The 13,968-nt window shown below is 45.0% G+C and carries 15 protein-coding genes; all 15 read left to right on the top strand.

All coding sequences use genetic code 11. From position 1 onward, the window contains the following. Positions 1–32: 32 nt before the first annotated feature. The 15 genes from H8S80_RS14120 to H8S80_RS14050 all read left to right on the top strand — a co-directional run bounded on the left by H8S80_RS14120 (position 33) and on the right by H8S80_RS14050 (position 13,961). A complete protein-coding gene (locus tag H8S80_RS14120) occupies positions 33–797 on the top strand; it encodes a Crp/Fnr family transcriptional regulator (RefSeq protein ID WP_117632017.1) in 765 nt (254 codons plus the stop codon). A gap of 104 nt (positions 798–901) precedes the next feature. Beyond that, positions 902–1,924 (top strand): aldo/keto reductase, encoded by a 1,023-nt coding sequence (locus tag H8S80_RS14115; RefSeq protein WP_117632020.1) that lies wholly within the window; start codon positions 902–904, stop codon positions 1,922–1,924. 254 nt (positions 1,925–2,178) lie between these two features. Continuing rightward, positions 2,179–2,877 (top strand): peptidylprolyl isomerase, encoded by a 699-nt coding sequence (locus H8S80_RS14110; protein ID WP_025529971.1) that lies wholly within the window; start codon positions 2,179–2,181, stop codon positions 2,875–2,877. Positions 2,878–3,191: 314 nt separating this feature from the next. Then, positions 3,192–3,338, top strand: a complete 147-nt coding sequence (locus tag H8S80_RS14105) for a helix-turn-helix domain-containing protein (protein WP_118033198.1) — start codon at positions 3,192–3,194, stop codon at positions 3,336–3,338. A 340-nt stretch (positions 3,339–3,678) separates the two neighbouring features. After that, positions 3,679–4,203 carry a cysteine hydrolase family protein gene (locus H8S80_RS14100; protein ID WP_009243658.1) on the top strand — a complete coding sequence of 175 codons (525 nt, stop codon included), beginning with the start codon at positions 3,679–3,681 and terminating at the stop codon, positions 4,201–4,203. A 27-nt stretch (positions 4,204–4,230) separates the two neighbouring features. Further along, entirely contained in the window at positions 4,231–4,599 is a 369-nt protein-coding gene (locus tag H8S80_RS14095; RefSeq protein WP_009243659.1) for a VOC family protein, read from the top strand. Positions 4,600–4,651: 52 nt separating this feature from the next. After that, a complete protein-coding gene (locus H8S80_RS14090) occupies positions 4,652–4,933 on the top strand; it encodes a DUF5963 family protein (RefSeq protein WP_009243660.1) in 282 nt (93 codons plus the stop codon). 26 nt (positions 4,934–4,959) lie between these two features. Beyond that, positions 4,960–5,130, top strand: coding sequence for a hypothetical protein (locus H8S80_RS14085; RefSeq protein WP_009243661.1), 171 nt, complete (start codon positions 4,960–4,962; stop codon positions 5,128–5,130). Positions 5,131–5,507: 377 nt separating this feature from the next. Then, entirely contained in the window at positions 5,508–6,674 is a 1,167-nt protein-coding gene (locus H8S80_RS14080) for an XRE family transcriptional regulator (protein WP_004614023.1), read from the top strand. 653 nt (positions 6,675–7,327) lie between these two features. Then, positions 7,328–7,555, top strand: a complete 228-nt coding sequence (locus H8S80_RS14075) for a hypothetical protein (protein WP_042741427.1) — start codon at positions 7,328–7,330, stop codon at positions 7,553–7,555. 111 nt (positions 7,556–7,666) lie between these two features. Then, on the top strand, positions 7,667–9,280 hold the full coding sequence (locus H8S80_RS14070) for a recombinase family protein (protein ID WP_117518367.1): 1,614 nt from the start codon (positions 7,667–7,669) through the stop codon (positions 9,278–9,280). A gap of 58 nt (positions 9,281–9,338) precedes the next feature. After that, complete coding sequence (locus H8S80_RS14065) at positions 9,339–10,742, top strand: hypothetical protein (RefSeq protein ID WP_118033304.1); 1,404 nt, start codon at positions 9,339–9,341, stop codon at positions 10,740–10,742. Between the two features lie 135 nt (positions 10,743–10,877). Continuing rightward, positions 10,878–12,290 (top strand): L,D-transpeptidase family protein, encoded by a 1,413-nt coding sequence (locus H8S80_RS14060; RefSeq protein WP_243007901.1) that lies wholly within the window; start codon positions 10,878–10,880, stop codon positions 12,288–12,290. 311 nt (positions 12,291–12,601) lie between these two features. Then, positions 12,602–13,366: a nucleoside phosphorylase gene (locus tag H8S80_RS14055; protein ID WP_117632112.1), complete on the top strand. Its 765-nt coding sequence runs from the start codon at positions 12,602–12,604 to the stop codon at positions 13,364–13,366. Next, the gene (locus tag H8S80_RS14050) at positions 13,359–13,961 is read left to right on the top strand and encodes an ECF transporter S component (protein ID WP_117632025.1); all 603 of its coding nucleotides are present in this window, start codon (positions 13,359–13,361) and stop codon (positions 13,959–13,961) included. The genes H8S80_RS14055 and H8S80_RS14050 overlap by 8 nt, the downstream gene beginning before the upstream one ends. Positions 13,962–13,968: the final 7 nt, after the last annotated feature.

Genomic DNA, 13,968 nt, shown 5'->3' with positions numbered 1-13,968 from the left:
TATAACAAACATTTTCAAGGAGTGAAGACGCTATGATTAATACGACCGAAAATACTCTGTATCAAATCATGCAGTTCGTACAGGAACAGCACAGACTGGGGAATCCGCTGACCAGTGATATTATAAATCCATTTCTCAATCGTATGCTCACCGTACGTATGGTTCCGAAAGACGGATATATCACTACGGTCCATACACCGATAAAAAAAGTCTACTACGTCATGTCGGGGTCTTTCTCCATGATAAGAAGCTCTGTTGACGGAAAAAACACGATTCGGATTCAAAAGGCCCCAACATTTTTAGGGGTTGACTTTACCGTACTGTCCCTTACCGGTTATTTTGCGGACAATCTTGCACTGGAGGACTGCCTGGTCCTTGATATCGATCAGAAATATTTTTTAGAGAGTGTGAAACAAAACGGCGAGATGTGTTATGAGGTCTTATACTCGATCTGCAGCAAGTTTTTTCAAACGTCTTTCCGCTATGACCATACGCTCTTCTACGATCCATGCACGAAGCTTATGATCTATATCATGGATCACTGGATTACCAATCACAGACAGCAGACAAAGTACACGATAGCGGTTCCCAATACCCGCATTGCCGATGAGATCGGCGTCAGCATAAGGACGTATTACCGTGCGGTCGGCAAACTGAAAACAGACCATTTCATCTCCATAGCTGCCGGCAATATCTGCGTTACCTATGAGCAAATACAACAGATCAGGTCCTATCTGCAAAATGCAAAGGCGGTCACAGCGCTGCCGGCCTTCCTTGAAAATAGTACGCTCGTGTAAATGATTGAGATTTTATCCTGAAAAATGTACCCTTGGCCATAACAGTGTGATACAATTTATAGAAATGAAACAGAATCTATTTGTATACAAAGGAGAGAGCGGATATGGCGGAGGTAACACTGGGAAGAACCATGATTACGGTGAACAAGAACGGCTTCGGTGCGCTGCCGGTTCAGAGGGTTTCGGTGGAAGAGGCGGGGAGGCTGTTAAAAAAGGCGTTTGATCATGGAATTACATTTTTCGATACGGCCAGGGCCTACAGTGACAGTGAGGAAAAGCTGGGACTGGCTTTTGAGGGGATTCGTGAAAAGATATTCATTGCCACGAAGACAGCGGCAAAAACGGCGGAGGAGTTCCGGCGGGATTTAGAGGAGAGCCGGCGGCTTCTGAAGACGGATTACATAGATCTTTACCAGTTTCATAATCCGGCAGTCTGTCCGAAGCCGGGAGACGGCAGCGGTCTTTACGAGGCGATGCTGGAGGCAAGGGAGAACGGGAAGATCCGTCACATCGGCATTACCAACCACAGGCTGAATGTGGCGGCCGAGGCTGTCGCATCGGGTCTTTATGAGACGCTGCAGTTTCCATTTTCCTATCTGGCATCTGAAAAGGAACTGGAGCTGGTGGAAGCGTGCAGGATGGCGGACATGGGATTTATCGCGATGAAGGCGCTGTCAGGAGGACTCATCACCAATTCCGCCGCGGCCTATGCCTATCTGGCAAAGTTCGATCATGTGCTGCCTATCTGGGGAATCCAGCGGGAAAATGAACTCGATGAATTTCTGTCCTACATCGGGAATCCGCCAGTAATGACAGCGGAACTGGAGGCGGTAATCGAACACGACAGAAAGGAACTGCTCGGGGAGTTCTGCCGCGGCTGCGGATACTGTATGCCGTGTCCCGCTGAGATCGAGATCAACACATGCGCCCGGATGTCGCTCCTGATCCGCCGGTCGCCATCCGCGGGCCATTTAACGGAGGCGTCACAGAATATGATGATGAAGATCAAGGACTGCCTGCACTGCGGCCAATGCAGCAGCAAATGTCCCTATGGCCTGGATACGCCGTCCCTTCTGGAGCGGAATCTAAAGGATTATGAGGAGATTCTGGGCGGAAAGGCTTACTAGTACCGCATTGCGTAATTAACTGTGATAAAACACCCGCTATCTACGCCAGAGGCGTGTCTGCAAAGCTAGTCGTAGGGTCCACTACGCCGTCGCTTTGCAGACACGCCTCTGACGCAGATATCAGGCATTTTATTCACAATTAATTACGCTATGCAGTACTAGGACACAAGAAATTCATTTGATATTTTTCTTATACGGCTTTATAATATGATACGTTAGCAGAGAACACGATATTATGACAGGAGAGATGGATTATGAAAAAACGTATCATGCTGCTCATGGTTCTGACAGCGGCCGTACTGGCCGGATGTTCCGGAAAAGCGGGCGCGGCAGACCAGACAAAATCCTCCGCCGCCACAGAGACATCTGCGGAGGAGACAAAAACAGACGAAGGTACAGCAGAAGGTACTGCGGAGACAAAAACGGACGCCGGTACAGCGGACGGCACAGGGGAAGCAGCGAAGCATCATGTAAAGATTCAGGTAAAGGACTACGGTACCATTTCAGTGGAACTCGACCCGACGTACGCCCCGATTACCGTCGAGAATTTTCTGTCTCTGGCGAAGTCCGGCTTCTATGACGGACTGACGTTTCACCGCATCATCGACGGCTTTATGATTCAGGGAGGAGATCCGCTGGGTACAGGGCTGGGCGGTTCCGATACCACCATCAAGGGTGAATTTTCCAGCAACGGAGTGGATAACCCGCTTTCCCATACACGCGGAGCCATTTCCATGGCGCGTTCCCAGGATAAGAACAGCGCAAGCTCCCAGTTCTTTATCGTACATCAGGACAGCCCCCACCTCGACGGTGATTACGCGGTGTTTGGCTACGTGACGGACGGGATGGATATCGTTGATAAGATCTGTGAGGACACGAAAGTGACAGACAGAAACGGAACGGTGGCAAAGGAAAATCAGCCGGTGATTGAGAGCATTGAAGTGGTAGACTGAGATGTAATTGGCAGAGTAAGACTCAAGCAGCAGGGAAGCCTTAAATTCGTTTGGCTTCCCTGCTGCTTTTTCAGATGAATACTCCCTTCAGAGCCATTTAATTGTCTGGATTCCATGGTTTCATGCCAAATCTGGGTACACAGCAGGCGAAAATCCGCAATTCTACTGACAGTCGGTTGCTATATTTCCCCAAATTTTGTACACTTCACTTGCTGGATCACGACTGGAATATGGTTAAGGCCGGCTGCACTCCGCGGATCTGGCGTACAGCATTGTTCAGGCATGTTCTGATAAAGCAGGAAAAGAGGGAATTTATGGATAATGAGAAATTCGGACAGTTCGTGCGGTCCATGCGAAAAGAGAGACAGATGACACAGCAGCAGTTAGCGGAACGCCTCCATCTGACGGATAAAGCGGTATCCAAATGGGAGCGGGGAGTTTCCCAAACAAAAGGATATTAAGGAATAACCTGTGTTTACCTGCTTGCGAATAAAAGAATAATGCTGTTAAGTTAGAGATACTGCATAAATGTGCTGGTATCTCTTTTTCGTTGGCTTGAAACAACAGACTATTTCATTTCTGCTTGATTACTCTAAACTTATCGGGATATGATTTGTCAAGGGCTTGTTGCGTAAGCAATGCTTAGCACCCTTTACAAATTATGGACGGATAAGTAGCTTTTCAAAAGCAGAAAAAATAGTAGTCTTAAGATTTTGAAACATTGTAGCAGGTATTGGAAAATGGTATAATGTAAATACAGAGAAACATATAAATTGAAATTTATTAAGGGGGAGTGGAAAAATGGTCTTATTGGTTGTAGATACACAAAAGGCACTTGTTAATGATGAATTATATAATTACAATGAGTTTATTGATAATATTCAACTGTTAATTAAAAAAGCACGAGAAAACAATGTTGAAGTCATTTATGTTGTACATGATGATGGCATTGGGAGCGGTTTAACAAAAGGTACTGATGGTTTTGAAGTATTTGAAAAATTTAAGCCATTATCTAATGAGAAATTGTTTGTTAAAAGTGTGAACAGTGCATTTAAAGATACTGGTTTAGTTGAGTATTTAGCAGAAAATAATGAAAAAGACATAATTATTGTTGGACTTCAAACCGATAAATGTATCAATGCAACAGTAATAAGCGGATTTGAATATGGCTTTAATTTGATTGTACCTGCATTTGCAAATTCGACGATAAACAATAATTATATGGATAGCCAAAAAAGTTACCGATATTATAACGAATTTATGTGGCATGAACGTTATGCTGAATGTATTTCCATAGAGGAAACTATAAAAAGAATGAACAGCTAAATTAGAATTTGAAAGGATGTTAAAAATATGGTAGATGAAGTGGTATTAGGGAATGTTATGGTTGATTGTGATGATGAAAGAAAATTGCAAAGATTCTATGGAGAATTATTAGGTTGGGAAATGTGTGAACTATTTGCAAGACCGGCTGTCAGTAGTTCTTCGGGGATTGTTTTTTTGTTTATTGAGGAAAAAGATTATGTTCCTCCTGTATGGCCAGAAGATACAGGAAAACAACAAAAACAGATGCATTTTGATTTTCAGGTTGATAATGTTGCAGAAATGGTTAAGAAAGCGGAATCATTGGGAGCCAAGAAAGCGGAAAGTCAATTTGGAGGAAATGATTTTGTAACCATGTTTGATCCGGCAGGACATCCGTTTTGTTTATGCCGGAAGTGACAATTCCAGTTTATAGAACTAAGAAAAGTGGAATTTATCGGGGAGAAAATATATGAAGAAAAAAATTAAAATTCTGATTGCGCTGATAGTTGGATTTGCTCTTGCAATGCTATTGATGAGCGTCGCAATTTACTTTGGATATACTAACGCATATAGTACAGATGTAAATACACTAACTGTTAAAATACTCGGAATACCTATTTACGAACTTACAAAGTCTGGAACAGAGTATATTGGCAAATCAATAGGAGTTTATATGGGGGCAGTATGTGGTATTTGTATGGCACTCAGTGTTATTGCTGAAGAACTTATCAGCAAAGCAAGACACAAATAAATCCCAGATTGGAGAGTAATAAAATTATGGAAGAAAATAAAACAACAATAGTACAAAAAACTGTTAAATCAGGTATTACATTCGGTAGTGCTTTAGCTATGGTCATAAGTTATACAACATGGAAATCAGTTGGGTGGGCAATTTTTCATGGCTTGCTTAGTTGGGTATATGTAATTTATTTTGTTTTACGCTATTAAATTTCAGGTTATACAAAGATAAGTTTAAAAATTTGCAAACCGACGGAGTGATCCAGACACGGTGGCGGTCGAAGACATAGAGCCACGCCAGCTTGCTGGCGAGTGTCTGGTTCACTTTGGCGGTTGGGCGAGCGTTAGCGAGCCGTTCAAAGCCCCCGTTATCTAACAGGGGGGTACTATTACAAAAGACAAGAGCAAAAACAAATACAAAACTGCTGATATGCAACGATTTATAAGGTTATAAGAACTTATTTCACTTCACACCCTATTTTTTCTACCCGACAGGTCTAAAACAGCATATCAATAGAAAATAAATATAAGATACAAGGTGTATGCTCCTATGAGTATATGCCTTTTTTTGATTGGAGGAATAAAGCATGAATGATATAAAATTTATTGAAACATTAAAGCAAAAGAGAAATGCCTGTGATTACTCGCAATCACGACTGGCACAGGAACTACAAATCAGCAGGCAGAACTTAAATGAAATTGAAAACGGAAAAACAAAAGCCAGTAAAGAAATGAAACATATACTTTTGCATTATCTTGATTATTGTAATTGTACTCAGCCTTTCACTTTAACGATTGACTATCTGCGTGTTCGTTTTCCTACCACAGACGCATTGGAAATTATAAAAAATATACTGGCAATGAAGAGCGAATATTTTATCCATGAAGATTATGGAATGTATGGTTATGAAGAACAGTATGTCTATGGGGATATTAGTGTAAATGCTTCTAAAGATAGTTCTATGGGTGTTTTATTGGAATTAAGAGGTATGGGGTGTCGGAACTTGGAATATGTTTTACAGGCAAGAGGGATAGACTGGTATTGCTTTTTAAGCTGTTGTATAGATTATCAAGGTGTTTTTAAACGCATAGATTTGGCAGTCAATGATATGGGTGGATTGCTGGATATAGAAATTCTAAGAGAACGCTATTATGCCAACAAGGTATGGAAACGTTCAAGAACCCATGAAGCAGTAGACAGCGGAAAATTATCGGGTACAAATGGAGATACTGCAAAAACTTTTTATATCGGTTCAAAGAATAGTTCTATCTACTTTTGCCTATATGAAAAAGAAAAGGAACAAAAAAGCAAAGGCATAAAAACAGACATTAAGAACCGCTTTGAAATTCGTTTGAAAAATGAAAAAGCAGGACAAACGATAGAACAATTTGTTTTTTCAAGAAATCCCGAACAGACCATAGCGAACCTTATTCTCACACAGATAGATTTTCCCGATTATATTTTATGGGATATATTTTTAGATAATGTAATGACTTCACTTCCATTTGTTATGACACCTGTCGCAGTCAATATGGATAAAACAAAACGCTGGTTAGAAAGACAGGTAATGCCCTCTTTATTGATGATAAAAGAGATTGAAAAGAAAACAGGGGCAAATTATCTGGAAGAAATCGACAGACATACAAGACTAACAGAAAAGCAGGAATTAAAAATCAAACAAATGACAACAGACATAGCAGATATGATTGAGAAAGATACCGCTGTTCCACAAGGGAATGACGGTATTTTTTAATTTCTTCAAAAAATCTGCAACAAAACGGTTACTTGCGTACAGATATGGTGCAAGGAAAGGAAATCTGACTTTTTTTGAAAACAGGTCATTAAATCGGTGGTTGCTGTCCCTATATGATGTGAAAGAAGAAACGATTTTCAATTTCAACTTAACAATCCGTAGTTTCCGTTCCCTATATGGAGCAAAGAAAATCTTTCATTCCATAGTTGGTAGTAATAGTGTTGCATGGGTAGTTAGGGTGTGAAAAGAAAATCAGATTTTTTCATCACCAACTTAGCAGAATGACACTTTCTTTCCCTATATGGTGCAGGAAAAGAGAAAAGTTTTGAAGATTGGTTACGCTTCTGCTCTTTTCCAACGCGGTATATTAGGAAAGACGATTTTCTTCTTTCATGTTCTTTGACAACTGAATAAAGCAATTTAATACGTTTGACAGACAGCGAGCCGTTGAAACAGATACGCCATGACCTTTTCCCTGCTAAAGTGAGCGAGCCTTATCTGTGTTCCTGTAAGAAACTTGTCCTTTCCTACCGCCATGACCTGTCCTGTCTGATAATGATACTCCCGTACAGCCACAGCTTGAGCGTTCAGAGCGTCGCACGCAATGGGTACGGCTACATAAGAACTATGCAGAGGTGGAACTCCTGTGGGCTATGACAAAAGCCGTTGAATTGCTTAGAAAAGATTTTTACAGAAAGGGGGTATGTGTTATTGCTGATATTGTAAAAACAAGGCAGGAAAAGACAGATAATAAGCGTGGCATTGGCAACAGAGGAAAAACAAAGATTGTTGTAAAAGAGCATTTTTCCGAAAAGGGAAAGACAATGGAAGAACTTCTGACGGATGTTATGCTGGAAAAAGCAAAGCAGACAATCGCATAAAATCGGTGCAGTTGTAAGAAATAGATTGAATGACAAAAAGTACCCGTGTTATACTTTACTTGCAAGCAGGTATTGTAAACACGGGTTAGTTATAAAGGAGGATAACTGACAATGAAACAACAGATTTACAATACTGCACTTTATCTTAGGTTAAGCCGAGATGATGAATTACAGGGCGAAAGTTCCAGCATTACCACACAAAGAAGTATGTTGCGTCTATATGCAAAAGAACATCATTTGAATGTGATTGATGAGTATATTGATGACGGCTGGTCGGGAACAAATTTTGAAAGACCGAGTTTCCAGAGAATGATTGAAGATATAGAGGCAGGAAAAATCAACTGTGTTGTAACGAAAGACCTTTCCCGACTTGGCAGAAATTATATTATGACAGGACAATATACAGAATTGTATTTTCCCAGCCATAATGTCCGTTACATAGCGATTGACGACGGTGTAGACAGCGAAAAAGGCGAAAGTGAGATTGCACCATTTAAGAATATCATCAATGAATGGGTGGCAAGAGATACAAGCCGTAAAGTGAAATCTGCATTTAAGACAAAATTTGCAGAGGGTGCGTATTATGGGGCTTATGCTCCGTTAGGATATAAGAAACACCCCGACATCAAAGGAAAACTGCTGGTTGATGAGGAAACAAAATGGATTGTTGAAAAAATCTTCTCCCTAGCCTATCAAGGTTACGGTAGTGCCAAAATCACAAAGGTACTGCGAGAAGAAAAAGTTCCGACAGCGTCTTGGCTGAATTTTACAAGGTATGGTACTTTTGCACATATCTTTGAGGGAAAGCCCGACAGCAAGCGTTATGAATGGACGATTGCTCATGTTAAGGCAATTTTAAAAAGTGAAGTCTATATCGGCAACAGCGTTCATAATCGACAGTCAACTATTTCTTTCAAAAGCAAGAAGAAAGTACGAAAACCCGAAAGTGAATGGTTTCGAGTAGAAAACACGCATGAGCCGATTATTGACAAAGAAGTATTCTATCGTGTGCAGGAACAGATAAAATCAAGGCGTAGACAGACAAAGGAAAAAGCAACGCCGATATTTGCAGGGCTTGTCAAGTGTGCGGATTGTGGCTGGTCTATGCGGTTTGCGACAAATAAGGCAAATAAAACGCCTTACAGTTATTATGCTTGCAGTTACTACGGACAGTTTGGAAAAGGTACTTGTTCTATGCACTATATCCGTTATGATGTGTTGTATCAAGCAGTATTGGAACGATTGCAATATTGGACTAAGGCAGTACAGCAGGACGAAGAAAAGGTGGTGAATAAGATACAAAAGGCTGGCAATGCAGAGCGAATACGGGCAAAGAAGAAAAAGGCAAGTGCTTTGAAGAAAGCCGAGAACCGACAAAATGAGATTGACCGCTTGTTTGCGAAAATGTATGAAGATAGAGCCTGTGAGAAGATAACGGAACGAAACTTCATCATGCTGTCGGGGAAATATCAAAAGGAGCAGATAGAACTGGAACAGCAGATAACCAACCTAAGAGAAGAATTAAGTAAAATGGAACAGGATATGATAGGTGCTGAAAAGTGGATTGAGTTAATCAAGGAGTATTCCGTACCAAAGGAACTGACAGCACCGTTATTAAATGCAATGATAGAAAAAATCCTTATTCACGAAGCAACAACGAATGAGGACAATGAAAGAATACAGGAAATAGAGATATACTACCGATTTATTGGAAAAGTAGACTGATAAATAGGGTTCATATCTTTAACTAAGGGAAACTGGGCTGAGCCTTCCGGATATATCGATGCTGGAGCAGTTGGCGAGGGAGCTTGACGTCAGCGTGGTGGAACTTCTCTGTGGGGAGAGGAAGGAGGAGAATATCCGGAAAGACGCCGTGGAAGAGCTTCTGGTGGACACTATGAGCGATTCCCTGAGAAAAGAGAAAAGGGTGCGAAGGCGCTGTTTGATTCTTTTGGGCACCGTGATTGTTCTGGCTGTTCTGACTGTTTTCTATGGAAGGACCGTGATCAACTTTGCGCTGGACCGGTTTTCAGAAAAATACGAGACGTCGTACCATACCAGCGAGTTCGAGATTGTGAGGAAGAGAGAACAGAAACCGGAGGGCTGTTTTATTTATAAAGAGCCTGCCGGACAGTTCAGGAACAACTATCATGTGATGGAGATCACAACCGACGGAAGTATCCGGGAGTTGTTTGTATTGGAAGAGACGGGGATGGATTTGGACCGGGCGCCTCTTCTTAAAATGGACGACGACTGCCTTTACGTCCTGTTTGACGGCATGGACAACGAGGACCGGACGGAGCGGGTCTATCAGGGGGCTATCGGGGCGGATCCCCAGGGATTTCTGCCGCGGCTGTTCCGGTACGATTTTCAGTCGGGGCAGGTGAAGGCGGTGCCTTTGCCCGATGAGAAGCACTCACTTCTCATAGATGCATTTACGTATCAAGGAGAACCTGTGGCCGTCACGCAGAAGTTCAAGGGGCTGCTGTTCGGCATCAATCTGGGATTTTATAAAGGAGACCGGCTCTGTATATCGGCAATGGACGCCGCGGATGGGCAGCAGGGGACCTCTGTACAGTGGAACCAGTACTTTGAAAATCTGACAAAAGACGGCGGGATCCGGTCAGCCGGATGGCTGGATGGGGACTCCTACTATCTCGCGGCTCCAGACGGAATCAGGGAGCTGGATCTCAAGTCAGGAGGTACAAAACTGGTGAAGGAGATGGATCTGCGGCTCTGCGGGCGCGCGGAGCTTAAGAAGACGGCGCTGCCGGAAGGCCCGGAATGGGCGGTTGTATGTTCCGTGGCGGAAACGGTGGGGGAGTATGGCTATCCGCAGGAATGGAAGACGGTTGTCCTGGGGTTGGACGAGTCTTTTGAATCTATGGGCCAGGTGGAACTGCCCCTGTATGCGTCTGCCGTGGAATGGGGGAAAACCAGCGTAATGATATCCGACGGAGGAGAGGAGTTTCAGAGTATACTGGTGGACTTAAAGTCCATGACGGGCCAGGATGCGGTCCGCGCCGGACGCGGGGAACTGAAGAGCAGCCTGTATGGAGCATCCTGGCAGCAGAGGAATCCGTACCGGACAGATGCGCTGGAGGAAAGTACCATTCAGTGGGTCTATTTGGAGGGCAGCGGGGAGTACCGCCTGTCCGGGACGGAAAAGGGAATAAAAGAGAAATAAAATATTAAGTAATTCTTACATTTAAAAAAGGGGTTGTACTTTTACCCTATATGGTGTTAAGGTATAGAAAGAGCAGACGGCGGTAGTTTTAAACCGGACGGCACTCAATTCTTAAAAGGTTTTAAGGTAAGGTGAATGAGTATCAGAATGAAGAAAACAGGAATGCTTGTAAGAAGTGCCCTGCTGGCGGCAGTATTTATCATAATGTCGGCGCAGGCTGTACTGGCAGATGACACGACCAGATTCGTACCAGGAACCAGGGTAAACGGCATCGGGATCGGCGGACTTACCGTGGATGAAGCGAAAACACAGATAGAAGGCTTTTACAGTGCAGAATACAAGTTGACGATAAAGGAGAGAGACGGGAAGACTGAGACTTTAAAGGGCAGTGATGTCGGATATAAAGCGGCGGCACCGGAAGGGCTTTCGGCCATTCTCGACGAACAGAATGCCTCGGGCCGTGTGTCCGGGCCTTCGGCGGATAATTCCCACAGCGTGAATATGAGCGTACAGTTCGATGAGAGTGCTGTGATGAACGCGGTGAACGGACTTTCCTGTATCAGCGGGTCGGATATTGTAGTGACCCAGGATGCCCATATTACGGCATATCAGGAGGGAACCCCCTTTACGATTATCCCGGAGGTGCAGGGCAACAACGTGGATAAGGACAAGGCGGCGGCTCTCATAAAGGAAGCTGTGAAATCAGGCAGCAGTGAAGTGGATCTCGTGGCCTCCGGCTGTTATGTGACTGTCGGCGTGACCGCGGAGGATGCGGCTCTTAAGGATCTCTGCGACACCATGAACCGGTGCAGGGACATGGTTATTACGTATCAGTTTGGAGAGCAGACAATAAAGCTCGAAGGTGAAACTATCTGTACCTGGATTCTCGGAAGCACCCAGGATGGGCTTGTGGATGTGAATTACGACAAGGCCGCGGCGTTTGTAAAATCCATGGCAGATCAGTATGATACGGCCGGAAAGACGCGGGCGTTCCATACGACAACGGGAAAAGATTTGAATCTGACCGGTCCCTATGGATGGCAGATTGACCAGGCGGGCGAGACGGCATCACTGATCGCCATGATCCGGACCGGACAGAGCCAGCTGAGGGAACCGTTATACAGCAAGAAGGCTCAGGACCGGACCACGGACTGGGGAAAGACGTATGTGGAGATTGATTTGACGAACCAGCATGTCTACATGTATCAGGATGGGAATCTGGCCTGGGATGCGCCCTGTGTGACGGGGAATGTATCCAAGAATTACACGACTCCGGAGGGGATCTACAGTCTGACCTATAAGCAGACAGACAGAGTGCTCCGCGGCGAGAAGAAGGCAGATGGCACATATGAGTATGAGAGCCATGTGGATTACTGGATGCCGTTTAACGGAGGCATCGGACTCCATGACGCCAGCTGGCGAAGCAAATTCGGCGGCACCATTTACCAGTACGGCGGAAGCCATGGCTGTATCAATCTGCCTTCGGGAAAGGCGCAGACTCTTTACGATATGGTTTACACCGGCATACCGGTTATCTGTTATAATTAATTGAGCAGAATATTTTTTTAGAATATTAAAAAGTCCGGGCCATCCGGACACGCTGACGGTCGGCGTGTCCGGATGGCCCGGATTCTTTATTCTGCCTCGCGGCATTCCGCCGAACGCAGGTAAATGGATCTCAAAAAATGAACTGTCTTGTCAGCTGCCGTTTTGATTGACAAGACAGATGGATTATGGTAAATTTAAACAAAAGGGCAGTACTGTTTTTGGCGAAAGTGTCAGAGAGATAAAGGAAGTACAGCCCTTTCTGAACGTGATAACAGAAAACAGAAATGAGAAATAAGAAGGGAGATGGGAACATGGATGAGATCATGCCTCATATCAGGCTGTCAAGGGAACAGGCCGCGGACTATGTGCTTCTGCCCGGGGATCCGCAGAGGCTGGACCGGATTGCGGAGTGCCTTGAAGAGGTGGAAGAACTGGCTTATAACAGGGAATACCGGAGCCTGAGAGGTGTCTACAAGGGCGTTTCGGTCATGGCGGTATCCACGGGGATCGGCGGAGCGTCCACCACCATAGCGGTGGAGGAGCTGGCGAGAATCGGTGCGAAGGCGATGATCCGGATCGGAAGCTGCGGCGCTTTAAAAAAGGGGATCCGGCTGGGGGACTTAATTCTCGTAAACGGCGCCGTGCGGGATGACGGTGCCTCGGTCACGTATGTGGACAGTATTTACCCGGCCATACCGGACACGGAACTGTTAGTGGCATGTATGGAGAGCGCAGAGGAGCTGGGGGCGAAAACCCATGTGGGAATCGCCAGGAGCCATGACAGCTTCTATATCGACGACGAGGAGGCGGTCAGCACCTACTGGGGAGAGAGGGGCGTGCTCGGCTCCGATATGGAGACGGCGGCGCTGTTTGTTGTTGGAAGGCTGCGGGGCGTGAGGACGGCCTCGATCTTAAACACGGTCGTGGAGTGGGAGGATTCTCTGGAGGAGAACATTAACAGCTATACAGGCGGAGAGTCCGCCATGATGCAGGGGGAACGGATGGAGATTCTTACAGCGCTTGAAGCGTTTGTACGAATAGATAAAAACAAACAGGGAGGCAATTCGTATGAGTAATATTTTTAAAACCAAATTGAATGCAGCATGTATCGTTCTGATTCCGGCCTGTATCGGAATCAACTATTTAGGGAAGCTGTTCGCGTCAGTCCTGAAGCTGCCGTTATGGCTGGATTCCATCGGAACCTGTATCGGCGCGGTGCTGGGCGGTCCGATCATCGGAGGAATCTGCGGCGCGGCGAACAACTTAATCTATGGCTTTACCACAGGCGATTCCATCACCCTGGTCTATGCGCTGACCAGCCTCGGTATCGGCATTGCAGTCGGAATCATGGCAAGGCTCGGACGCATGAAGAAGCTTTCCGGCGCTGTTTTAACGGCATGCGTGGCCGGATTTGTGGCAGTTCTCATCTCCACACCGCTCAACATCCTGTTCTGGGGCGGTACTACCGGCAACCTCTGGGGCGACGCGGTATTCGCATGGTCTCAGGCTTCCGGCCTTCCGGTAGCGTTGGGCTCCTTCCTGGACGAGGTGATCGTCGATGTCCCGGATAAGCTGATCACACTGTTAATTGTGTTTGCCATCATCAAGGGACTGCCGAAGAAGCTGACCTCCCTCTATGAGATGGGCGATGAGGTGGAAAGCCTCGATTAATCATGAA

Source organism: Hungatella sp. L36, assembly GCF_014288035.1.
Note: the sequence above shows the minus strand (reverse complement) of the source record. Positions and strands in the feature narration are given on the sequence as shown.